Here is a 24179-nt window from a genome sequence, read left to right as displayed (position 1 = left end):
ATGCAGAAAACAAATGCAGTACCAGTAACTATATTATGTATAGCACCCATACTCATCTTATTTACAATTATACTTTCGATTTTGTATGGGGCAAAAAGTATTGACGCTGAAACAGTGTGGAACGCATTATTTCATTTTGATTCAAGCGATGTAAATCATAATATTATTATTACTTCACGTTTACCAAGGGTAGTTGCAGCTCTTTTAGTCGGAGCATTTCTAGCCATATCAGGAGCACTTATGCAGGGGATGACAAGAAACTATCTTGCATCCCCTTCTATTATGGGTGTGACGGATGGCGCTGCCTTTGTTATTACACTTAGCATGATTTTTCTTCCGGGAATGTCATCAATTGGTATGGTTGTATGTTCAATGATTGGTTCTGCACTAGGAGCCGGTATCGTGTTTGGTTTTGGTTCGCTCCTTCAAAATGGCTTATCACCAGTTAGGTTAGCGATTATAGGAACAGTTATTGGAACATTTTTAAGTAGTGTATCGGCTGCAATGGCTTCGTATTTCCAAATTTCTCAAAATGTTAGTTTTTGGTTTAATGCAAAGTTAGAGCAAGTAGATCCTAATATCATTAAAATCACGATACCGTTTGGGATAATTGGAATAATTTTAGCATTGTTAATATCAAAATCTATTACCATTCTTTCATTAGGCGAAGAGGTTTCTATTAATTTAGGGCAACGTACAAAACTAGTTAAAGCGATGGCAATTTTATCGGTAATTTTCTTAACAGGAACAGCAGTTGCTTTAGTGGGGAAAGTTGGTTTTGTAGGTTTAATTATTCCGCACATTACGCGCTTTATAATTGGGGTAGATTATAAGTGGATTTTGCCATGTGCAGGTGTTATTGGTGGCGTTTTCTTAGCGTTATGTGACGTTTTGAGTAGATTTGTAAACTATCCATTTGAAACACCTATTGGAGTCGTTACCTCTTTAATTGGAATTCCTTTCTTCCTTTATTTAATCCGTACTAGAGGAGGAGAGAGACATGCTTAAAAGTTCAAGTCAACGTTTCGGAATGACGATGGGGATTATTATATTTTTAATACTATGTGCTATTTATATTAGTTTAACAAATGGTACGTTCGACATTACGATTACAGATGTATTTAAAACACTGTTTAGAATTGATCCAGTACCAGAACATGATTTAGTTATTTTTGAGTTTCGCCTTCCGCGCATCGTAATTGCTGGATTAGTAGGATTAGGCCTTGGTGTTGCGGGTGCCGTTATTCAAGGGATTACGAGAAATGGGTTGGCGGACCCAGGTATTTTAGGCGTAAATGCCGGAGCAGGAACAGCGATTGTCATTTTTATGTTTTTCTTTCAAGGGCAATTAAAAAGCACAGACTGGGTTTCTATTATGATGATGCCAATGTTTGGTTTAGTAGGCGGATTAGGTGCAGCTATCATCATTTATCTGTTTTCTTGGAAAAACGGTAAATTAGATTCGCAGCGACTTTTATTAACAGGGATTGCAATTGGATCAGGATTTGGAGCCTTTTCTATGTACTTATCACTCAAAATGAAGTCAACTGATTTTGAAATGGCCGCAGTGTGGGTGTCTGGAAGCATATATAGTGCAAACTGGAAGTATATTGTGGCTATGTTACCATGGCTTATTATCTTAATTCCGCTTATACAAAAGAAAGCTTATTTATTAGATTTATTTCAATTGGAAGAAACGAGTATTACAAGTTTAGGTGTTTCAGTAGAAAGAGAGAAATCGATTTTACTATTAAGTAGTATCGGGCTTGTGAGCGCATGTGTTGCTGTTTCAGGGAGTATCGGTTTTATTGGCTTAATGGCACCGCATATAGCGAAAAGGCTTGTCGGTATTCAACATAAGTATATAATTCCTACGTGCGGCGTAATCGGAATGTTTCTTGTAATTGCTTCAGACTTTATTGCGAAAACAGTTTTTACACCTGTAGAGCTACCAGTGGGAATCGTTATTTCTATTGTCGGTGTACCGTATTTCTTATATTTACTTTATAAGGCGAAAGCGTAAGAGGAGGAATAAAAGTGAGTATTTTAAGTGCAAAAAATTTAGAAACAAGTTATGAAAAGCTTACAGTGTTTCGCGATTTAAATGTGGAAATACAAGAAGGAAAAGTAACGACAATTATAGGTCCAAACGGTTGCGGTAAATCGACATTGTTAAAAACAATGGGAAGAATTTTAAAACAAAAAAGCGGTAAAGTATATTTGCAAGGACAGGATTTACATACAATTCCAACGAAAGAAATTGCGAAGCAGTTAGCTTTACTCCCGCAAACTCCAATTGCACCAGGTGAGCTTAAAGTGGAAGAATTAATTTCTTATGGACGCTATCCACATCGAAATAACGTAAATAAGTTAACGACAAAAGATAAAGAAATGATTGATTGGGCATTAGATATAACGAAAACTTCTGAATTTCGAACGAGACAAATTGCAAATTTATCAGGTGGTCAAAGACAAAAGGTATGGCTAGCGATGGCATTAGCACAAGAGACAGAAGTGTTGCTATTAGATGAGCCAACTACATACCTTGATATGTCTCATCAATTAGATGTATTACAAATTGTGGAGAAGTTAAATAAAGAACATAATTGTACGGTTGTTATGGTATTACATGATATTAACCATGCATCAAGGTTTTCAGATGAAATTATTGCAATGAAGGAAGGCGAAATTGTTACAACTGGTAGCCCAGAAGAAATCATTACAAATGAAGTGTTAAAAGAAGTATTTCATATTGATGCGCGTGTCATGATTGATCCGTATAACGGGGCTCCTGTTTGTTTCGGTTATGATAGCGTTGTATCTCAAGAAGAAAAAATCGAAATATATGTAACAAGTTAAAAAGGGGGGGATAGGGTGAATACTACAGTTGAAAAACAGCAGATTATAACATCTAATACAGAGCAGTGGAAAATGTATTCAAAATTAGAAGGTAAGGAATATCAAATTCATATTTCAAAGCCGAAGCAACCAGCACCGGATTCAGGATATCCTGTCATTTACGTATTAGATGGCAATGCCTTTTTTCAAACATTTCATGAAGCAGTTAAAATACAATCAGTAAGAGCGGAAAAAACCGGTGTTTCACCAGCTATTATAGTAGGAGTGGGTTATCCAATTGAAGGCGCATTTTCAGGGGAAGAAAGGTGCTATGATTTTACGCCTAGCGTAATTTCAAAAGATGCCCCTTTAAAACCAGACGGTAAACCGTGGCCTAAAACAGGAGGAGCACATAATTTCTTTACTTTTATTGAAGAAGAACTGAAACCACAAATTGAAAAGAATTTTGAGATTGATAAAGGTAAGCAAACTTTATTTGGGCATTCTTTAGGTGGCCTATTCGCTTTGCATATACTATTTACAAACTTGAATGCTTTTCAAAATTATTTTATTAGTAGTCCATCTATATGGTGGAATAATAAATCCGTTCTTGAAAAAGAAGAGAACCTTATAATTGAATTAAACAATGCTAAGTTTGAAACAGGAGTGTTCCTTACAGTTGGATCACTTGAACGAGAGCATATGGTTGTAGGTGCAAATGAATTATCAGAGCGCCTTCTCCAAGTAAACCACGATAAACTTAAATTTAAGTTTTATGAAGCTGAAGGGGAGAATCATGCATCTGTTGTGCCGACGTCTTTAAGTAAAGGATTGAGGTTTATTAGTTACGTATAGGAAAAAAGGTTATGGATGAAACATTCCATAACCTTTTTTAATGTGTAGAATTGTCCTTTTCGAAAGTTTTGTTTCAACTTTTCGTCTAAAGAGACAAAAAGTTGTCACAATTCGGTCACAATTAGCATAAACATAAAATAGACGAAATGAACTTATTTCCAAAAGGCTTGGTTTATTACAATCAGGATTCGTAGAGCTGAAAAAGCATGGATGAAAAGTTCACTATATTCCCAAGGAGGTAGATCGTATGAAAACAATTCTTGCTATCGCTGGACTTATTTGGGTTCTATCACATGGCATTCCAATTTATGAAGGAGAACAAATTCGCAGTGCTCTAAATAAAAATTTTAATGAATATCATATCATTGATCGGCAAGATAATGTTGTGACAGTTCGAGTAAATGACTGTTTTCATACGGTAACCGTTGAAGGAACTTCAGTAGTGAATGATACAAAAGTATGTGATCAGCAATAATTATATATGGAAAGAAAAAATTCTCGGGTTAAATATCTGAAAATTTAAATTAAAACATTATAGACGAAGAATAAGCGGGGGCGGGTAATCCCCGCTTATTCTTGTTTCACTTTATTGAATTTTGATGAGAGATATAATGATTTTTTGACAAAAAGGAAAGGGTATACTGAAAATTGAGATTAAGAAGCTAATGCGTTGTTAAGAATAATCATAAAGTGTAAATATACTCTTATGGGGTATCATGCGTAGATATTTAATGCTATAATTGGTATACTCATAAAAAACAATTGTTTTATTGGATGAAGAGAAACTTTAAGAAGGTGATAATATGGATCATAAAGAGCATGAAGCAGTAACACATAGATCAGAAAAAGAAAAAGAACAGATTATAAATAGATTAAAGAGAATTGAAGGACAGGTCCGCGGTATTCAAAACATGATTGAAAATGATCGTTATTGCGTAGATATTTTAGTGCAAATTTCAGCGATTAATGCAGCGATGAAAAAAGTAGGAATGGGCGTTCTCAAAAATCATACGAGTCATTGTGTTTCAGGAGCTATTAAAAATGGAAATGGTGACGAAGCAATTGAAGAATTAATGACAGTATTTGAACGTTTTTCAAAAGCGTAAAAACAAGCTAGTATTTAACTGGCTTGTTTTTTTGTTTACCCTCATATTGGATTTGGGTGTATTGTAGTGAAAAAGTGTGTGTAAAATAAACTTTTAGAAAATAATTGAAAAATCATGATACAAAACCATTGATTACCTTAGGGGGGTATGGTAAGATGTAATTGTGATTAACAAACAATGAATAAACAAGAGGAGGATTTTAAATGGAACAGTTAACATTACAGGTTGAAGGTATGTCTTGTGGACATTGTGTAAATGCTATCGAAAGCAGTGTGAAAGAGCTAAACGGTGTTGAACAAGTGAAGGTTCAATTAGCAGAAGGAACTGTTGAAGTTACTATCGACTCGTCTGCTGTCAAATTAAAAGATATCGTTGCTGTAATCGAAGATCAAGGATACGATGTTCAATAATTATTTTGCTAATCATTATACCTCATAAGGGTATATAGAGGTGAGAGACATGAATGAAAAAAAAGAGGCCAATCTTCAAATATCAGGAATGACATGTGCGGCATGTGCAAATAGAATTGAAAAAGGTCTAAAAAAAGTAGAAGGTGTTCATGAGGCAAATGTAAATTTTGCGCTTGAAAAAACAAAAATAATGTACGATCCAACTAAAACAAATCCGCAACAATTTAAAGAAAAAGTTGAATCATTAGGATATGGAATTGTAAGTGATAAAGCTGAATTTACTGTTTCAGGAATGACATGTGCAGCATGTGCAAATAGAGTTGAAAAGCGTTTAAATAAGTTAGATGGTGTGAACAAGGCGACAGTAAATTTTGCTTTAGAATCAGCCACAGTAGACTTTAACCCTGATGAAGTTAATGTAAATGAAATGAAGAGCGCGATTACGAAGCTAGGATATAAATTAGAAGTGAAACCAGATGATCAAGATGCATCAACTGATCATCGATTACAAGAAATTGAAAGACAAAAGAAGAAGTTTATTATTTCGTTTATTTTATCTTTCCCATTATTGTGGGCAATGGTTAGTCATTTCTCATTTACGTCATTTATTTATTTACCGGATATGTTAATGAACCCTTGGGTGCAACTAGCACTTGCAACTCCTGTTCAATTTATCATTGGTGGACAGTTTTATGTTGGGGCTTATAAAGCGTTACGCAATAAAAGTGCTAATATGGATGTTCTCGTGGCGCTTGGAACGTCGGCCGCGTACTTCTATAGTGTATATTTAAGTATTCAATCTATTGGTTCTTCGGAACATATGACAGATTTATATTTTGAAACGAGTGCGGTACTTATTACATTAATTATTTTAGGTAAATTATTTGAAGCGAAAGCAAAAGGGCGCTCATCAGAAGCAATTAAAAAATTGATGGGTTTACAAGCGAAGACAGCTACAGTTGTGCGAGATGGAACAGAAATAAAAATTTTGATTGAAGAAGTAGTAACTGGTGATATCGTCTATGTAAAGCCTGGTGAAAAAATACCAGTAGATGGTGAGATTGTAGAAGGAAAATCAGCAATTGATGAATCGATGTTAACGGGTGAAAGTATTCCTGTTGATAAGTCAATTGGGGATGTAGTAATAGGTTCGACAATAAATAAAAATGGATTTTTAAAAGTGAAAGCAACTAAGGTAGGAAGAGATACTGCATTAGCTCAAATTATTAAAGTAGTAGAAGAGGCACAAGGTTCAAAAGCTCCTATTCAAAGGGTAGCAGATCAAATTTCAGGTATTTTCGTACCGGTTGTAGTTGTGATTGCGATTATCACATTTGCAGTATGGATGATATTTGTTACACCTGGTGATTTTGGCGGAGCACTTGAGAAAATGATAGCAGTACTTGTTATTGCTTGTCCATGTGCATTAGGTCTTGCAACGCCTACATCTATTATGGCAGGATCAGGAAGATCGGCTGAGTATGGTATTTTATTTAAAGGTGGAGAGCATTTAGAAGCAACGCACCGATTAGATACGGTTATTCTAGATAAAACGGGTACAGTGACAAATGGGAAGCCGGTATTAACAGATGTAATTGTAGCAGATGGATTCAATGAAAATGAACTGCTTAGATTAGTAGGGGCAGCAGAAAGAAATTCTGAACATCCGCTTGCAGAAGCGATTGTAGAAGGAATTAAAGAAAAGAAAATTGATATCCCGAGTTCAGAAACGTTTGAAGCGATTCCGGGATTTGGTATCGAATCAGTTGTAGAAGGAAAACACTTATTAATTGGTACACGTCGATTAATGAAGAAATTCAATATTGATATTGAAGAAGTTTCTAAATCAATGGAAGCGCTAGAACGAGAAGGAAAAACAGCAATGCTTATTGCAATCGATAAAGAATATGCTGGTATAGTTGCCGTTGCAGATACTGTGAAAGATACTTCAAAAGCAGCTATCGCAAGACTGAAAAAAATGGGTCTAGACGTTGTGATGATTACAGGAGATAATACACAAACTGCTCAGGCAATTGCAAAGCAAGTTGGTATTGATCACGTAATTGCAGAAGTATTGCCAGAAGGAAAAGCAGAAGAAGTGAAAAAACTGCAAGCAAATGGTAAGAAAGTAGCGATGGTTGGAGACGGGATAAATGATGCTCCTGCTCTTGCTACAGCGAACATTGGTATGGCAATTGGAACGGGAACGGATGTAGCGATGGAAGCAGCGGATATAACGTTAATCCGCGGTGACTTAAATAGTATTGCTGATGCGATATTTATGAGTAAAATGACGATAAGAAATATTAAACAAAATTTATTCTGGGCATTAGCTTATAACGCGTTAGGAATTCCAATTGCGGCATTAGGTTTCTTAGCCCCTTGGGTTGCTGGAGCAGCGATGGCATTTAGTTCTGTATCCGTTGTATTAAATGCATTACGATTACAAAGAGTTAAATTAAAACCTTAAAAAGCTACATTAAGTAATTGAATAGAATTAAAAAACAATACTTGAATAAGTATTGTTTTTTTGTTCGTATAGAAATTAAAACGATATAATAAAGCAGAAATATAGAATCGTATGTAGTAGAAAAGTTAAGAGGTAGTTTGGTAAGGAGACTTATATATGTTAAAAGATATTATAATTAGAACATTCCAGAAAAAAGATTTAGATCAAGTATTACAATTGTTCTATGAAACAGTTCATACGGTTAATGCAAAAGATTATAATGAGTTACAGCTACAGGCGTGGGCACCGGAGCGACTAGATAGAGAAAATTGGTTACAGTCTTTAGAAAAGAATATTAGCTATGTAGCGGATCATAAAGGTATGATTGTGGGGTTTGGGGATTATAACGATGATCGTTACGTAGATCGTTTATTTACGCATAAAGATTATCAAGGGAAAAGAGTCGCTTCATACATACTACAGAAGTTAGAAAAAGAAGCAGTGAACTTGGGACATAGGGAGATATATACAGAGGCGAGCATTACCGCAAAACCTTTTTTTGAAAGTAAAGATTTTATTTGCATAAAAGAACAAAAGAAACAGCATAATGGTCAGATTTTTATTAATTATGTTATGAAAAAATATCCTTCTCATAAATGAGAAGGATATTTTTCATTATTTTACAGCTTCTTTTAGTTCTTTACCAGCTTTGAAAGCAGGTACTTTAGAAGCTGCGATTTGCATTTCTTCACCAGTTTGTGGGTTACGGCCTGTACGAGCAGCTCTTTCGCGAACTTCGAATGTACCGAATCCGATAAGTTGTACTTTTTCACCAGCAGCTAAAGTGTTAGTGATTGATTCTACTACAGTTTGTACAACTACAGTAGCTTCTTTTTGAGAAATCTCAGCATTTTGTGCTACGTTTTTAATTAATTCTGTTTTGTTCATGTTTTTCACCTCATATGTAAATAATGCTATTTAAGTTGTTATTATAACGTATAAAACATTCGAGAACAAGTGTACGTACATATATTCGCAAAAAAAATGAAATTTGTAATATTTTTAGGGTTCTTTATAGACATTCTATTTAAGCCGACAGAGATTTGTTCTTCATTTCAGTCTTCTCTTGATAAGAAGATAGTTTCTTATTATAAGATATGAAGTAAGGTAGTGCTACAAATAACATACCTCCTACTAAATTTCCAAAGAAAACAAAAATAAAGTTTGGAAAATATTCAGCCCAAGTGAAATGACCGGCAAAAATTGCGGCTGGGATGACAAACATATTTGCTACAACGTGTTGAAATCCAATCGCAACAAAAGTCATAACTGGGAACCAAATACCGATAATCTTTCCGATAAATTCTTTACTTCCCATACTGAGCCAAACAGCTAAACAAACGAGCCAATTACATCCGATTGCAGAAATAAATGCTTGCAATGGTGTATCTTGTAGTTTCGCTTGAGCGATAGAAATAGTTTTCGCTAAAAAAGCTCCTTCAGTTAAGCCAACGATATGGCCGAAAAAGTAGGCTACAAATACAGCCCCTATGAAATTGCTAAACGTAACAATAACTAAATTTCGTATGAAATGAAATAAAGTAATTTTCTTTTGAAGCCAAGCCATAGAAACTGTCATCATGTTACCAGTTACTAGTTCACCGCCTGCAAGAATAACGAGAATAAGACCGATAGGGAATACAGCAGCGCCTAGAAAACTAGTAAATGATCCCCAATATTTTGGCATTGTTCCGATAACATGAATATCGAGTAAATACCCTAATGCGATAAAAGCACCGCCAAAAAAACCGAGAATTAGCATAGGGAGTAATGATAAATGAGCTTTTTTCCTTCCGGAATTCGCAGCAAGTTCCGTAATTTCTTCTGGTGTAAATACAGACATGAATAACCCCTCCGTAATAAAATGATGGAATGAATAGAAAAAGATTCGAAAATATATATATTATAAAAATATGGTATGACTTCTGTATAAAATTGTCAAAGTGAATAGGGAGGAAATTACATATTAATAACATTGTTCATGTTGTCACATTAATGTAACAATAAGGATTTAAAGTGTTTCTAGAGGTGAAAACATGAATACGAATCATGTAAAAAAAGAACGAAAAAAATCAATCGTAAAGATATTTATTATTAGTTTTATAAGTATATTAATGATACTAGTAAGTTTGTATTATTATGCGACAGAAATAGAACGAAAACTAGTAACAGTTACATGGAATGAAATAGAAGCTTCTGCAATTCCTAAAGAATTTAATAATAAAAAAATATTACAGTTTTCAGATGTACATTTAGGGCCAGAGTTTACATTGAAGCAACTTGAACATTTGGTGGAGAAGATGAATGAATTACATCCAGATATAGTAGTTTTTACCGGAGATTTAATAGATAAATTTGGTTCTTATAGTGCAGAAAGAGAGGGAGCGAAGGCTATTTTGCAGAAAATTTATGCTCCCTTAGGGAAATATGCTGTGTTTGGGAATCATGATAGGGGCGGGGGCGGTAGTTTATTTTACAAAAAATATATCGAGGAAGCTGGTTTTTCTGTATTAGTAAATGAAGTGCAGAAAATTAAAGTGGAAAACGGCAAATATATTACAATATCAGGTTTGGATGATTTTCTATTAGGGAAGCCGAAAATAGATTCAACTTTAAAAAACTTGAAACAAAATGATTTCAACATGTTATTAGTACATGAGCCGGATGTTGTAACCAAAATAAATCGTTACCCAGTTGATCTTCAACTGTCAGGACATAGTCACGGGGGACAAGTCCAAATCCCTTTTGTAGGTCCGTTAATTACTACCAAACTAGCTGAGAGTTATGTTGAAGGTATGTATGAAGTGGAGGGGAAGAGTAAGCAGTTATATTTATATGTAAATCGTGGTATTGGGACTACTAGGATGCCTGTTAGATTTTGTAGTGTACCTGAACTTTCAGTTTTTGTGTTGAAGCAAAAGAGTGACTAGAATATTTAACAATATGATTCGGAGGAACGTGCGATGTTGGGCGATGGAAAACAGTTTCTTAAAACTTTAGATGTGACAAAGTAATTTTCATAAATAAAAAACAACAATAGGACCTATAAAGGGTCCTATTGCTGTTTTTATCCTGCATTGATTGCCCATAAATGTCCGATTGATGGGGGCTAATTATAGTTTTACTTTGTTATTTTTGCAAGGAAAGACCATCAAAATATGTTCTATAGTTATTTGAGAATTCGAAGTTGTTTTTTGCATCCCAATTAATAGACCAAGACATTAGGCCGCGGAATGCAGGATAGCCACTCTGGTTAGAAAGTTTATACTTTCCTCCGAACGGAACTCCTTTAATGATATAATTTAAAGCTTTTTTCATTTCAGTTGGCGAAATGTATCCACCACTTGGAGCTGCCGCTGGTGCTGCTGGAAGCCCAATCATGACTTGATCTGAACGAAGAGCTGGGAAAATGTTATTTGCATTACCACCTACAGGAAAACCATGTAAGAGCATATCTGCCATAGCGACCTCGTAGTCTGCAGTACCTTGATTGTAGTTATTACCGTCCATTCCAATCCCGCTACCAGCGTTGTAGTGTTGAACATGAATGTATGTTAGTTTATCTTTCACTCCGTAAATAATTGGTAAATATGCACCCCATATGCTTCCATATGCGCTATAACCGCCTTGAACATAAGCTGTTTCAGGAGCCATGCTTAATAGAAAATCTGGACCATAATGATCTGAGATTGTTCGAATAGCTGATATAAGATTTACGATTTGGGGAGTAGTTGGATTTTTGAAATTAGTATCATTTCCGTTTAAGTAAATACCTGATTCAAGGTCAATATCTATTCCATCAAAACCGTATTTATCGATTAGAGACTGTATGGAATTAATAAAACGATCCTTAGCGGCATTGTCAGGAAGTAAAACGACTCCATTTTGTCCACCTATTGAAAGAACTACTTTCTTTCCTTTACTTTTTAAATAAGAAATATCTGATTTGAAGTCTGCATCTGTACCATACACAGGAGAAAATTCAACAGTGGAACGATCACCACCAGTTTCACCAAAAGATACATTGATTACATCCCATTTTGGTGAAACGTCTTTTAATTTAATAATGCCAGTACCGTTATCAAAGTTATGCCAATATCCAACGAGTAATTTTGAACCTAAATTGTTTGCTGCTTGTGCTTGGAAAGGAGATAGCGGTAGAAGTAAGAACATTACTAAAATACAACAAAAAAATTTGAACTTGTTTAACATATCAACACTCCTATACAAAAAGTTGTCTAGATGTATAATCTTGTTTATTTAATAATATCTGAAAATTCTTTCTTTTGTAAAGGGACTATAATTTTCTCAACAATTGTGTATGGGAAAGTATTAAACCTAATGTAATAATTTTTGAAGAAGGTTGAATTGTAATTGTTAAATTCAGAATATTTTGATATATTTTAACGTATAGAACAAAATCTTTCGCACAGTACTCTTACATAAGTTTCAAAATTTAGTTTGGAAGGGGATGTACAAGATTTGGATAAAAATCTAAAGAAAGACCTCAAAATACGCCACATTACAATGATTTCAATTGGCGGCGTAATAGGGGCTGGTTTGTTTGTTGGAAGTGGTGCAGTTGTACATTCGGCAGGACCAGGTTCTATCGTTTCATATGCATTAGCAGGACTTCTAGTCATTTTCGTCATGAGAATGCTAGGAGAAATGGCAGCTGTTAATCCGACAAGTGGTTCATTTGCAACGTATGCAAGAGAAGCGATTGGTCCTTGGGCGGGTTATACAATAGGCTGGTTATACTGGTTTTTTTGGGTAATTGTTATTGCAATAGAAGCCACAGCAGGTGCTGGTATTATCCAATATTGGATTCCACAAATACCGCTTTGGTTATTAAGTTTAATATTAACAATTTTATTAACGCTGACGAACGTTTTTTCGGTGAAATCATTTGGAGAGTTTGAATATTGGTTTTCTTTTATTAAAGTAATAAGTATTGTTTTGTTCCTTTGTCTAGGTCTTGCTGTTATTTTAGGATTTGTTTCAGGAACAGAAGCACCCGGCACTTCGAATTTAATTGGACAAGGTGGATTTATGCCAAACGGTATAAGTTCGGTCCTGCTTGGAATTACTGTTGTTATATTTTCATTTATGGGATCAGAGATTGTAGCAGTAGCCGCAGGTGAATCTGCAGAACCTGTAAAAGCAGTAAAAACAGCAACAAACACTGTGATTTGGCGTATTCTTGTATTTTTTATTGGGTCTATAGCGGTAGTTGTTACGCTACTGCCATGGAATTCAGCAAACATATTAAAAAGTCCATTTGTAGCTGTACTTGAACATATAGGAATACCAGCGGCAGCACAAATTATGAATTTTATCGTTTTAACAGCTGTACTTTCTTGCTTAAATTCAGGCTTATATACAAATTCAAGAATGCTTTTTTCAATGGCAGAAAGAGGAGATGCTCCAAAGTCATTTTTAAAATTGAACAGTAGTGGTGTTCCCGTTCGAGCGGTTTTATTTGGAACTTTCTTCGCTTATATTGGAGTTGTGTTTAGTTACATTTCTCCAGATAAAGTCTTTTTGTTTTTAGTGAATGCATCTGGCGGGATTGCGTTACTAGTTTATCTCGTTATTGCAGTTTCGCATTTAAAGATGCGTAAAAAAATGGGGAAAGTAGAACAACAAAATTTGAAAGTGAAAATGTGGCTTTTTCCGTATGTAACGTATGTTACAATTGCTGCTATTATAGCAGTTTTAGTTGCGATGTTCGTAATTGATACTTTACGTTCACAAGCATTTTTAACAATGTTTGTTACTGTTCTTATCATACTTTCTTATTTTATTTTTAATAGAAATAAAAATATCACAGTTTTGCATCCTAAAAGTAAGAATGAGGAATCTGTTCGATTCTAATTTTCTTATTTTCGAAGAGAGTTACACCCAATCATTGCTATAAAAGAATCATATATAATCATAGAAACAAGTAATTACTATTGTCATAGTGAATATAAACTTTTTTCTTGACTTTTTATACGAAGGCGAGCAAAATGGTAAAAAAGGAAGGGGGGATGATGATGGAAGAGTACGTATTAGAGCTGTATAACCTGTTATATACGACAGAATGGCAAGATATTGTTTCGTTTCTAGGAATCGTATTTTGCATGAAAATTGTAATTGTATATATGGAAGAGCAAGGTATGTTCTATTCCTTCTCATCTCCGTTCGATGTGCAGCGCGAGCCGTTGCTAAACTATGCCAATGTGAATTACGAACAATTTCCTTTTGTAGTTTTCTTTATGATTCGATTTATTACAGCAATTGTAAGGAAAAAGGAAAGTGACGATGAAGAGTGCCACTCAACTTGTAATATAGCGAATGTTTTTTAAGCTAAATACAAGGAGGAGATTTATATGTGGTTTCGATTTCTTATGATTGGTTTCTTTTCATTAACAGCAATTTCATTAATGGGATATCAAGTGTCTGAAATTTTTCAAGCATATAGCGATACATTTTTTAACAAAAACTAATCGCATTGTTATTTGAATAATAAAGCGATAAAATCCTTCTTAAGAAGTTTTATTAAGAAGGATTTTTTTCTTTGTCTGGTCTTGCTGTGTCAAACTATTGTCACATTTACACTGTGAATAATATGTTAAAATAGTGAGGTTATGTATACATACTTGAAGGAAGAGGGAGTGACCATTTTGGTGGATCAATCAACAAATCAGAAAAGCTATGCTCCTATTGTGATAACGCTTTCTGTAATTGTAAATGCGATTATTTTATTTTTGTTCTTTGGACCTGTTGGCTATGAAGGAGAAGTACATTTTGATGTAACGATTTTACCAATGTTAAACGCGATTTTTAATAGCTTTACGTTCGTATTTTTATTAGCAGCGTTATTCTCTATCATTAAAAAGAATGTGAAAATGCATCGTGGTTTTATCCTTGCAGCATTTACGACAACTTTACTATTTTGTGTGTCGTATTTATCGTATCATTACTTAGCACCGGCAACACATTTTGGCGGAGAAGGATTCATTAAATATGTGTATTTCATCATTTTAATTACACATATTATCCTAGCAGCAATTATCGTACCACTTGCATTGTTTGCGCTTGTATTTGGTTTTACAAATCAATTAACACGTCACCGTAAAATTGTACGTTGGACGATGCCGATTTGGTTATATGTAAGTTTATCTGGTGTTATTGTTTACTTAATGATCTCACCTTATTACCAATAAAAAAATCTCAGCCTGTAGGCTGGGATTTTTTTATTAAGCAAATATTTTTGTGAAATGAAAAAAATATGGTATACAAAAGTATAGTTGCTTTTCATATAGAAGGGATGGTAAAGAAATATGCAAAATTTTGTATTTCGTAATCCAACGAAACTTATTTTCGGTAAAGGTCAATTAGAACAGTTAAAAACTGAAATTCCACAGTTCGGTAAAAAAGTTCTTCTCGTATACGGGGGAGGCAGCATTAAAAGAAACGGTATTTATGATAATGTAATTTCTATTTTAAAGGATATTAATGCAGAAGTATTTGAATTAACAGGTGTTGAACCGAATCCACGTGTATCAACTGTAAAGAAAGGGATTCAAATTTGTAAAGAGAATGGTGTTGAATTTATTTTAGCAGTTGGTGGAGGAAGTGTAATCGACTGTACGAAGGCAATTGCAGCTGGTAGTAAGTACGATGGAGATGTATGGGATATTGTAACGAAAAAAACATTTGCTAATGAGGCATTACCATTTGGTACTGTACTTACTCTTGCAGCAACAGGATCTGAAATGAATGCAGGCTCGGTAATTACAAACTGGGAAACGAATGAAAAGTATGGATGGGGTAGCCCGGTTACTTTCTCGCAGTTTTCGATTTTAGATCCAGTTCATACTACTTCTGTACCGAAAGATCAAACAATTTACGGTATGGTAGATATTATGTCGCACGTATTAGAACAATATTTCCATCATGGAACGAATACAGAACTACAAGATCGTTATTGTGAAGCTGTTTTAAAAACAGTAATTGAGACAGCTCCTAAGCTTTTAAGTGATTTAGAAAATTATGAGCATAGAGAAACTATTTTATATTGTGGTACTATGGCGTTAAACGGCATTTTAGCAATGGGAGTAAAAGGAGATTGGGCGACTCATAATATTGAGCATGCAGTTTCTGCTGTTCATGATATACCACACGGGGGTGGCCTTGCGATTTTATTCCCGAACTGGATGAAGCATGTTGTAGAGGGAAATGTAAGTCGTTTTAAACAGTTTGCTATTCGAGTATTCAATGTAGAAACAGATGGAAAGACTGATCGAGAAATTGCGTTAGAAGGAATTCAGGCGTTACGTCAATTTTGGACTTCAATTGAGGCGCCAGTAACATTATCTGATTACGCTATTGGAGAAAATGAAATTGATTTAATGGCGGATAAAGCGATGGCGTATGGTGAATTTGGTAACTTTAAAAAATTAAATAAAGATGATGTTTTAAGTATATATAAAGCTTCTTTATAAGTGAATTTAGAAAAGAAATCTATTTGATTGTTTGATCGAATAGGTTTCTTTTTTTGCTGTTTATAAATGTTTGTGGATGTTTTTGATTATTTTTGATTGTTTATGGTTGATTTTTGTGACCGTTTTCATTATACTGTAATCAAAGAAGAGGTGAATAAAATGTTAACTCCTGAACGTCATCAAATGATATTGCAACTTGTAAAAGAACAGAAAGTTGTAAAATTACAGCAATTAGTTGAAAGAACAGAAAGCTCTGAGTCGACAATTCGCCGTGATTTAGCACAATTGGAAAAGCAAAGGTTATTAAAAAGAGTTCATGGTGGTGCCGCTGTTTTAACAGGAAAAGGGCAAGAACCAACGATGGTCGAAAAATCATCCAAAAACATTCAAATAAAACAACAAATTGCTAAGTATGCGGCTAGCGTTATTGAACAAGGTGATTGTATTTATTTAGATGCAGGAAGTACAACATTTGAAATGATTCCATTTTTAATAAATAAAGATGTTACTGTCGTTACGAATGGACTTATGCATATTGAAGCTTTAGTTGAAAATAATATTCGTGCGTATTTACTAGGCGGAATGATGAAGAGTAGGACGAAAGCTTTAATCGGTGCTATGGCACAGGAAAGTATGCAGAAGTATCGTTTTGATAAATGTTTTTTAGGTGCAAATGGTGTACATGAACAGCTTGGCTTTACAACGCCAGATCCAGAAGAAGCGCTCTTAAAACAAATGGCATTAACATTAGCAAACGAAGGATATTTCTTAATTGATGAAAGTAAGTTTTCAGAAGTTGCGTTTGCGAAAATTGCAAATGTTGAAGATGCAAATATTATTACAAACCATTTAGAAATTGATTTAGAAAAATATAAACAACAAACCAATGTAATTGAGGCTGATAAACAATGATCTATACAGTTACTTTAAACCCATCTATTGATTATGTAGTGCAAGTTTCTTCCTTTGATTTAGGAACAATAAATCGAGCGGAAAAAGATATGAAGTTTCCTGGAGGAAAAGGAATTAATGTTTCTCGTGTTCTTCAGCGTTTAGGTGTTAAAAATATAGCACTTGGATTTACTGGTGGATTTACTGGTCAATTTATTAAAGAGGTATTACAGACGGAAGGTGTAACAACAAACTTCGTCCAAGTAGATGAAGATACTCGCATTAATGTGAAAATAAAAGGGGAAGAAGAAACAGAATTAAATGGCCAAGGTCCTATTGTAACAAAAGAGCAGTTCGAACAGTTAATGAAAAAAATTGAGAGTATGCAACCTGGAGATTGTGTTGTACTTGCTGGGAGTGTACCAGTTTCTATTCCAAGTACCTTTTACGAATCAATTGCTGCGTTTGGAGCTGAAAAAGGTATTCGTGTAGTAGTAGATGCAAGTGGAAGTGCACTGCAACATGTAATTAAAAATAAGCCATTTTTAATTAAGCCAAACCACCATGAACTTGGTGAGTTGTTTGGAGTGGAGCTTTCAACAGTAGAGGACGTTTTACCTTATGGAAGAAAATTAATTGAACAAGGTGTAAAACACGTTATCGTATCGATGGCTGGAGAGGGAGCTTTATTATTTACGGCAGAAGGTATATATGAAGCGACTGTTCCAAAAGGTGTTGTAATTAATTCAGTTGGGGCCGGGGATTCTCTTGTTGCAGGGTTTGTAGGCAAATATGAACAGACAAAAGATATTGAAAAGGCATTTCAATACGGCGTTGCAACAGGGAGTGCAACAGCATTTTCAGCTGATTTATGTAAGAAGGAAAAAGTAGAAGAATTATTGTCGCAAGTAATTGTAGCTAAGCGATAGGGGGAAGCAACATATGAAAATTACAGAACTATTAAAAAGGGATACAGTCATTATGGATTTGACAGCTTCAAATAAAGAAGCTGTCATAGATGAATTAGTTGAGAAATTAAGCGGGGCAAATCGTTTAAATAGTAAAACGGAATTTAAAGAAGCTATTTTAAAGCGGGAGGCCCAAAGTACGACTGGAATAGGGGAAGGTATTGCAATACCTCATGCGAAGACAAAGGCTGTTAAACAACCATCGATTTGTTTTGGTAGAAGTGTAAGCGGTATCAATTATGAGTCGCTTGACGGACAGCCAGCACACTTATTCTTTATGATTGCTGCAAGTGAAGGAGCGAATAATACTCATTTAGAAACGTTGTCTCGTTTATCGACATTATTAATGGATGAAGGATTTCGCAAGCAACTATTAGAAGCAAAGGATGAAAGTGAGCTTCTTCAACTATTTGATGAAAAAGAGAATGAAAAAGAAGAAGAGATTGAAGTCGCAAAACCAGAAGGAAATGAACCGTACGTACTTGCTGTTACAGCTTGTCCAACTGGAATCGCTCACACATATATGGCAGCGGATAGCTTAAAAGCAAAAGCGACAGAGTTAGGAATAGCGATTAAAGTTGAAACAAACGGATCAACAGGTATTAAAAACGGTTTAACGAAAGAGGATATTGAACGTGCAACAGCTATTATTGTTGCGGCGGATAAACAAGTAGAAATGAATCGTTTTGCTGGTAAACATGTCATTCAAGTGCCAGTTGCTGATGGGATTCGAAAAACGGAAAATCTGCTTAAGCGAGCTGTCAAACAAGATGCACCAATCTTTAAAGGTGTAAAAGAGGACGGGAAATCAGAAAGTATTGAGGGAGAAAAAGGATTAGGAATTTATAAGCATTTAATGAGCGGTGTAAGTAATATGCTTCCATTCGTTGTTGGTGGCGGGATTTTAATAGCGCTAGCGTTTTCGTTTGGTGGTATAAAGGCGGAAGGTCCTTTAGCTGAATTGTTCATGTCAATTGGTGGAGGAAAAACAGGTGCGTTTTTATTCCTTGTACCAATTTTAGCTGGATTTATTGCAAGTTCTATTGCTGATCGTCCTGGTTTTATGCCTGGTGTTGTAGGTGGATTTTTAGCGGCGAATGCGAATGCTGGATTTTTAGGTGGATTAATTGCTGGTTTCTTAGCTGGATATGTTGTTTTAGGGTTGAAAAGATTATTTTCAGGACTACCAGTACAATTAGAAGGAATTAAACCTGTATTGTTATATCCAGTCTTTGGATTATTGATTACAGGAGTTGTAATGCAAAAAGTAGTAATTCCGCCTGTAGTAGCATTAAATGAAATGTTGACAGGGTGGTTAAATGGTTTAAACGGTACGAATGCTATATTACTAGGTCTTATTTTAGGTGGTATGATGGCAATTGATATGGGGGGGCCAATTAATAAAGCGGCATTTACGTTTGGTATTGCTGCAATAGAAGCGCAGAATTTTGGAGTGCACTCAGCAGTTATGGCTGGTGGGATGGTACCACCACTTGCGATTGCATTCGCAACTACATTCTTTAAATCAAAGTTTACAGAAGCGGAACGTAAATCTGGTTTAACAAATTATATTATGGGAGCGTCGTTCATTACAGAAGGTGCGATTCCGTTTGCAGCTGCAGATCCGGTTCGAGTAATCGTAAGTTGTGTTGTTGGTTCAAGTATTGCAGGTGCGTTATCTATGTTATTCCAAATTACATTACCGGCACCGCATGGTGGATTATTTGTAATAGCGTTAGTAAATAAACCGTTACTATATATTTTCTCTATATTAATTGGAACAATTGTCTCGGCTGTTATGCTAGGTGTTTGGAAAAAGAAAGTTCAATAACAAATAAAAAGAGAGCAGTTTTTAGTAGCTGCTCTCTTTTTATTACAAAAAAAATAGGTTAACAATTGAATATTGATGTTTTTTGGTAAAAGATGTAACGAATTGTGAATTTTTTGTAACAAAAAAGTAACACTGTAATTTTTTCTGGAAAAAAGTTCTTGTGCTCGTATATGAAAAATATATGAAAACCACTGGAGATTGTATTAGAAATGCATTTTATTAATATGGAAATTTATGTTACAACTCGTTAATCGTATATTACGAATGCTTTGTAATTGTGTGATTTCTAAAAATTCTAAAAATCTGTTGCTATAATGAAAATACGAAAACAAAGCAAATGGAGGCTATTCATGAAAAAATTATTAGGTATAGCAACAGCAGCAGTTTTTGGTCTTGGGATTTTTGCGGGTTCTGCTAAAGCGGAAACAATTGTAACAACAGACGTATTAAATGTTAGAGAAAACCCAAATGTAGAGGCAAAGCTTGTAGGTAAAGTGTTCAGTGGGAATACACTAGATGTTATAAATACAGAAAATGGATGGACAAAAATTAAGTTGAACGGTAAGGAAGCGTTTGTAAGTGCCGATTTTACAAAGAGCACATATTATGTAACGGCGGGCGTATTAAATGTTCGTGCTGGAGCGAATACTGATTCTGAAATTTTAGGTAAACTTAATAAAAATGATGTGATTGAAACGACGAATCAAGTTCAAAATGAATGGTTACAATTCGACTACAATGGAAAAGTTGGATATGTTCACGTGCCATTTTTAACAGGAACAGCACCTGTAATCGAAAAGAAAGAGGTTGTAGCTCAAGAAGAAGCGCCAGCTAGAACAAATACGCCAGTTAAAAATAATACAGTAGTTAAGAATAAAGAGTCTGTTAAGAGTAACGATTCTATTAAGAATGTAGAATCAAGTAAACCTGTGGTAAAAGAAAAACCGGCTGCAAAACCAGTTGCAAAATCTACTGAAACAAGTGCGCCTACTGGTGGTCGTGAAATTACAGTAGAAGCGACGGCATATACAGCAGATCCGAGTGAGAATGGTTCGTATGGTGGTCGTGTATTAACTGCAATGGGGCATGATTTAACAGCAAATCCAAATATGAAAGTAATTGCTGTTGATCCGAAAGTAATTCCGCTTGGATCAAAAGTATGGGTAGAAGGATATGGAGAAGCGATTGCTGGAGACACCGGTGGTGCGATTAAAGGAAATCGTATTGATGTATTAGTCGGTTCAGATGGTAGTGCTAATAGCTGGGGGCGCAAATCTGTAAAAGTGAAAGTTATACAATAGGTTATCGATATTAATATAAAAAGCGGTTGCTTGAAACTATGTAAGCAGCCGCTTTTTATGGATTATTGAAATGGATAAATAGTTTTACCTGTAATAATTTTATATGCACTGCAAAATTGCGTTTGTATATATTCTGTATTTTTATTTTCTGGATGTAATGTTGTTTCATGGAGAGTAGAATGAAAAGCCCGTAGTAAACAATTTAGGGCGAAGTATAATTCCTCTTGTGAACAATTTTGTTCTTTTGTAGAAGTGGCTAAAATGAGTTCTTTTGTCAAAGATGAAAAATTGATGGTGGATTGTTTCATAGTTAACTCATCCTCTCGAAACTATTTTTATCATGTATATGCAGAATTGGACAAACTATGTTCTTTTTTCTGTATAATTTCATGTACCGAAATGAAAGAACTTGCAATCATGCCGTTAAAATTGGTAAGATTGGGTATAATCAATAGATGGAGTATATTACATAAAGAGAGTTGAATGATATGGGAGAAGTGCAACGTGAAAAAGTTGCTGTCATCATTGGACCAACTGCTGTTGGAAAGACGAAGTTAAGTATCGATCTTGCCAAAGCGTTGAACGGTGAAATTATTAGTGGTGATTCCATGCAGATCTATCGAACGATGGATATTGGAACCGCAAAGGTAACAAAAGCAGAGATGGACGGAATTCCACATTATATGATCGATATAAAAAATCCGGAAGATTCATTTTCTGTCGCGGAATTTCAAGAACGTGTTCGCAAGCATATTCGAGAAATTACAGAACGTGGTAAATTACCAATTATAGTTGGTGGGACCGGTCTTTATATACAATCTGTTTTATTCGATTATCAGTTTACAGATGATGCTGGTGATGTGATATACCGAGAGCAAATGGAAAAGTTAGCTTTAGAACGCGGTGTGGAATATGTACATAAAAAATTGCAAGAAGTAGATCCAGAAAGTGCGGAGCGTATTCATGCAAATAATGTACGACGTGTCATTCGGGCGTTAGAAATTTTCCACACGACGGGTGAAAAAATGAGTGAACAAATTGAGAAACAAGAAAAAGAGTTACTCTATGATGTTTCATTAATTGGCTTGACAATGGATCGAGAAATGCTATACGATCGCATTAACTTACGAGTGGATTTGATGATGGAACAAGGCCTATTAGAGGAAGTAGAAGGGCTGTATAATAGAGGGATACGAGATTGTCAATCTATTCAAGCGATTGGATATAAAGAAATCTATGATTATTTTGAGAATCGAGCCTCTTTAGAAGATGCGGTGTCACAATTAAAGACGAATTCGCGTCGTTATGCAAAACGTCAATTAACGTGGTTCCGTAATAAAATGGATGTCACGTGGTTTGATGTTACAGACGGTGAAAAAACGTCAGAAATTTTACGATACATAGAAGGAAAGTTACAAGTAAAGTCGAATAATAGTAAGTAGAGAAAAAGAGGAGGATTCGACATGAAGCAATCAATCAATATTCAAGATCAGTTTTTAAATCAACTCCGTAAAGAAAATACGTTTGTTACGCTGTACTTATTAAATGGTTTCCAGCTTCGTGGACTAATTAAAGGATTTGATAATTTTACAGTCCTGCTGGAAACAGAAGGTAAGCAGCAGCTTATTTATAAACATGCAATTTCCACATTTGTACCACAAAAAAATGTTTCAATTGAATTAGAATAGTAATGAATTATTGTACATAACAAAAAAAGAGCGAGTTTCCTCGCTCTTTTTTTATTTGTCATAAACAATATATCATGAAATTTAAGCGATTCTAAATACAGTAAGGCGGATGTTAGTATTTCCTGTCGCAGGGATCGTAATCTCATTAAGAGTAGATTGAACAGAAATTCTTGCACCAGCTGCTAATGTTTCGATTGTAGTAAATGAAAGTGAGTCGCCTATTAAATTTGAAGAGAAATTATCAGTTGCGACTGCTCCATTAATTGAAATTCCTACTCCGAGTGGAGCGCATCCTGGCGCAGTTGTAGAAATGGATACGCTAATTACATAAATACCACCGTTAATAACAGTAACTGTATCTGTGCCGTTGAAGATAATATTGTTTACGTTAATTGCAGTACTAAAAATAAAGTTATTAAATTGCAGTACTGTTTGCTGAATATTGTTTGTTACAACAATTGTTGCTATAGGGAAGCTAGGTCCAGTAGGCCCAGTAGGTCCGGTAGGTCCACCAGAAGGTCCAGTAGGTCCAGTAACTCCTATACCAGTAGCGCCGGTAGCACCCGTTGGTCCTTGAATGCCTTGAGGTCCGGTAGCACCCGTGTTACCTTGAACGCCTTGAGGTCCAGTAGCGCCAGTAGCACCTGTGTTGCCTTGAACACCTTGAGGTCCAGTGGCACCGGTAGCACCTGTGTTACCTTGAACACCTTGAGGTCCAGTAGCGCCAGTGACACCAGTAGCACCTGTGTTACCTTGAGCACCCTGAGGTCCAGTAGCGCCAGTGGCACCAGTAGCACCTGTGTTACCTTGAACACCTTGAGGTCCAGTAGCGCCAGTGGCACCAGTAGCACCTGTGTTGCCTTGAACACCTTGAGGTCCAGTGGCACCGGTAGCACCTGTGTTACCTTGAACACCTTGAGGTCCAGTAGCGCCAGTGGCACCAGTAGCACCTGTGTTACCTTGAGCACCTTGAGGTCCAGTAGCGCCAGTGGCACCAGTAGCACCTGTGTTACCTTGAACGCCTTGAGGTCCAGTAGCGCCAGTGGCACCAGTAGCACCTGTGTTACCTTGAACACCTTGAGGTCCAGTAGCGCCAGTGGCACCAGTAGCACCTGTGTTACCTTGAACACCTTGAGGTCCAGTAGCGCCAGTGGCACCAGTAGCACCTGTGTTACCTTGAACACCTTGAGGTCCAGTAGCGCCAGTGGCACCAGTAGCACCTGTGTTACCTTGAACGCCTTGAGGTCCAGTAGCGCCAGTGGCACCAGTAGCACCTGTGTTACCTTGAAC

The 24179-nt window shown here is 35.6% G+C and carries 25 protein-coding genes; 20 read left to right on the top strand and 5 right to left on the bottom strand.

The window, feature by feature from the left end; translation table 11 throughout:
• The 9 genes from ACTFR3_RS09770 to ACTFR3_RS09730 all read left to right on the top strand — a co-directional run bounded on the left by ACTFR3_RS09770 (position 1) and on the right by ACTFR3_RS09730 (position 8318).
• Positions 1-1008 carry a FecCD family ABC transporter permease gene (locus tag ACTFR3_RS09770; protein WP_440044391.1) on the top strand — a complete coding sequence of 336 codons (1008 nt, stop codon included), beginning with the start codon at positions 1-3 and terminating at the stop codon, positions 1006-1008.
• A complete protein-coding gene (locus ACTFR3_RS09765; protein WP_000920450.1) occupies positions 1001-2023 on the top strand; it encodes a FecCD family ABC transporter permease in 1023 nt (340 codons plus the stop codon). Before ACTFR3_RS09770 ends, ACTFR3_RS09765 begins: the two co-directional genes overlap by 8 nt.
• Before the next feature lie 14 nt (positions 2024-2037).
• Complete coding sequence (locus tag ACTFR3_RS09760; protein WP_000025766.1) at positions 2038-2859, top strand: ABC transporter ATP-binding protein; 822 nt, start codon at positions 2038-2040, stop codon at positions 2857-2859.
• 15 nt (positions 2860-2874) lie between these two features.
• Positions 2875-3693, top strand: coding sequence for an alpha/beta hydrolase (locus ACTFR3_RS09755; RefSeq protein ID WP_001098699.1), 819 nt, complete (start codon positions 2875-2877; stop codon positions 3691-3693).
• A 247-nt stretch (positions 3694-3940) separates the two neighbouring features.
• Positions 3941-4168, top strand: a complete 228-nt coding sequence (locus ACTFR3_RS09750; protein WP_000849103.1) for a hypothetical protein — start codon at positions 3941-3943, stop codon at positions 4166-4168.
• Between the two features lie 328 nt (positions 4169-4496).
• Positions 4497-4799 (top strand): metal-sensing transcriptional repressor, encoded by a 303-nt coding sequence (locus tag ACTFR3_RS09745; protein WP_000349637.1) that lies wholly within the window; start codon positions 4497-4499, stop codon positions 4797-4799.
• A gap of 203 nt (positions 4800-5002) precedes the next feature.
• Positions 5003-5209 (top strand): copper chaperone CopZ, encoded by a 207-nt coding sequence (gene copZ, locus ACTFR3_RS09740; protein WP_440044390.1) that lies wholly within the window; start codon positions 5003-5005, stop codon positions 5207-5209.
• 49 nt (positions 5210-5258) lie between these two features.
• On the top strand, positions 5259-7679 hold the full coding sequence (locus ACTFR3_RS09735) for a heavy metal translocating P-type ATPase (RefSeq protein WP_001003180.1): 2421 nt from the start codon (positions 5259-5261) through the stop codon (positions 7677-7679).
• A 156-nt stretch (positions 7680-7835) separates the two neighbouring features.
• Positions 7836-8318 carry a GNAT family N-acetyltransferase gene (locus tag ACTFR3_RS09730; RefSeq protein ID WP_000910167.1) on the top strand — a complete coding sequence of 161 codons (483 nt, stop codon included), beginning with the start codon at positions 7836-7838 and terminating at the stop codon, positions 8316-8318.
• Between the two features lie 15 nt (positions 8319-8333).
• Here ACTFR3_RS09730 and ACTFR3_RS09725 read toward each other — a convergent pair whose 3' ends face one another.
• Positions 8334-8606, bottom strand: a complete 273-nt coding sequence (locus tag ACTFR3_RS09725; protein ID WP_001043904.1) for an HU family DNA-binding protein — start codon at positions 8604-8606, stop codon at positions 8334-8336.
• A 139-nt stretch (positions 8607-8745) separates the two neighbouring features.
• Positions 8746-9561, bottom strand: a complete 816-nt coding sequence (locus tag ACTFR3_RS09720; protein ID WP_000110545.1) for a formate/nitrite transporter family protein — start codon at positions 9559-9561, stop codon at positions 8746-8748.
• A 193-nt stretch (positions 9562-9754) separates the two neighbouring features.
• On the opposite strand from ACTFR3_RS09720, the gene ACTFR3_RS09715 reads away from it, so the two are divergent.
• Entirely contained in the window at positions 9755-10648 is an 894-nt protein-coding gene (locus ACTFR3_RS09715) for a metallophosphoesterase (protein WP_001095335.1), read from the top strand.
• Between the two features lie 199 nt (positions 10649-10847).
• On the opposite strand, the gene ACTFR3_RS09710 is transcribed toward ACTFR3_RS09715, so the two are convergent.
• Positions 10848-11930, bottom strand: a complete 1083-nt coding sequence (locus ACTFR3_RS09710; RefSeq protein WP_000932436.1) for a chitinase — start codon at positions 11928-11930, stop codon at positions 10848-10850.
• A 270-nt stretch (positions 11931-12200) separates the two neighbouring features.
• Between ACTFR3_RS09710 and gabP the strand changes: the two genes are divergently transcribed.
• The 8 genes from gabP to entD all read left to right on the top strand — a co-directional run bounded on the left by gabP (position 12201) and on the right by entD (position 21201).
• Positions 12201-13595, top strand: a complete 1395-nt coding sequence (gene gabP, locus ACTFR3_RS09705) for a GABA permease (protein ID WP_440044389.1) — start codon at positions 12201-12203, stop codon at positions 13593-13595.
• Positions 13596-13729: 134 nt separating this feature from the next.
• Positions 13730-14068 (top strand): hypothetical protein, encoded by a 339-nt coding sequence (locus ACTFR3_RS09700; RefSeq protein WP_002026213.1) that lies wholly within the window; start codon positions 13730-13732, stop codon positions 14066-14068.
• A gap of 318 nt (positions 14069-14386) precedes the next feature.
• On the top strand, positions 14387-14929 hold the full coding sequence (locus ACTFR3_RS09695) for a DUF420 domain-containing protein (RefSeq protein WP_000228315.1): 543 nt from the start codon (positions 14387-14389) through the stop codon (positions 14927-14929).
• 117 nt (positions 14930-15046) lie between these two features.
• On the top strand, positions 15047-16210 hold the full coding sequence (locus ACTFR3_RS09690; protein ID WP_440044388.1) for an iron-containing alcohol dehydrogenase: 1164 nt from the start codon (positions 15047-15049) through the stop codon (positions 16208-16210).
• 159 nt (positions 16211-16369) lie between these two features.
• Entirely contained in the window at positions 16370-17122 is a 753-nt protein-coding gene (locus ACTFR3_RS09685) for a DeoR/GlpR family DNA-binding transcription regulator (protein WP_000957279.1), read from the top strand.
• Positions 17119-18030, top strand: coding sequence for a 1-phosphofructokinase (gene pfkB, locus ACTFR3_RS09680; protein ID WP_000640859.1), 912 nt, complete (start codon positions 17119-17121; stop codon positions 18028-18030). Before ACTFR3_RS09685 ends, pfkB begins: the two co-directional genes overlap by 4 nt.
• Before the next feature lie 13 nt (positions 18031-18043).
• A complete protein-coding gene (locus ACTFR3_RS09675) occupies positions 18044-19900 on the top strand; it encodes a PTS fructose transporter subunit IIABC (RefSeq protein ID WP_017656572.1) in 1857 nt (618 codons plus the stop codon).
• Between the two features lie 350 nt (positions 19901-20250).
• Complete coding sequence (gene entD / locus ACTFR3_RS09670) at positions 20251-21201, top strand: cell wall-binding protein EntD (protein WP_017656571.1); 951 nt, start codon at positions 20251-20253, stop codon at positions 21199-21201.
• Positions 21202-21263: 62 nt separating this feature from the next.
• Here the strand turns inward: entD and ACTFR3_RS09665 are convergent, their stop codons facing one another.
• On the bottom strand, positions 21264-21509 hold the full coding sequence (locus tag ACTFR3_RS09665) for a hypothetical protein (RefSeq protein ID WP_017656570.1): 246 nt from the start codon (positions 21507-21509) through the stop codon (positions 21264-21266).
• A gap of 180 nt (positions 21510-21689) precedes the next feature.
• Between ACTFR3_RS09665 and miaA the strand changes: the two genes are divergently transcribed.
• Both miaA and hfq read left to right on the top strand, forming a co-directional pair.
• Positions 21690-22643, top strand: coding sequence for a tRNA (adenosine(37)-N6)-dimethylallyltransferase MiaA (gene miaA / locus ACTFR3_RS09660; protein ID WP_000504929.1), 954 nt, complete (start codon positions 21690-21692; stop codon positions 22641-22643).
• A gap of 21 nt (positions 22644-22664) precedes the next feature.
• Positions 22665-22889 carry an RNA chaperone Hfq gene (gene hfq / locus ACTFR3_RS09655; protein WP_000813896.1) on the top strand — a complete coding sequence of 75 codons (225 nt, stop codon included), beginning with the start codon at positions 22665-22667 and terminating at the stop codon, positions 22887-22889.
• Between the two features lie 81 nt (positions 22890-22970).
• Here the strand turns inward: hfq and ACTFR3_RS09650 are convergent.
• Positions 22971-24179, bottom strand: a 1209-nt coding sequence (locus ACTFR3_RS09650; RefSeq protein ID WP_440044387.1) for a Gly-Xaa-Xaa repeat protein, incomplete at its 5' end; no start/stop codon positions are given.

Origin of the sequence: Bacillus cereus group sp. MYBK14-1, from assembly GCF_051916885.1 — a bacterium.
Taxonomy (GTDB): domain Bacteria; phylum Bacillota; class Bacilli; order Bacillales; family Bacillaceae_G; genus Bacillus_A; species Bacillus_A cereus.
The sequence above is the reverse complement of the archived record's forward strand: the minus strand, read 5'-3'. Positions and strand labels throughout refer to the sequence as shown.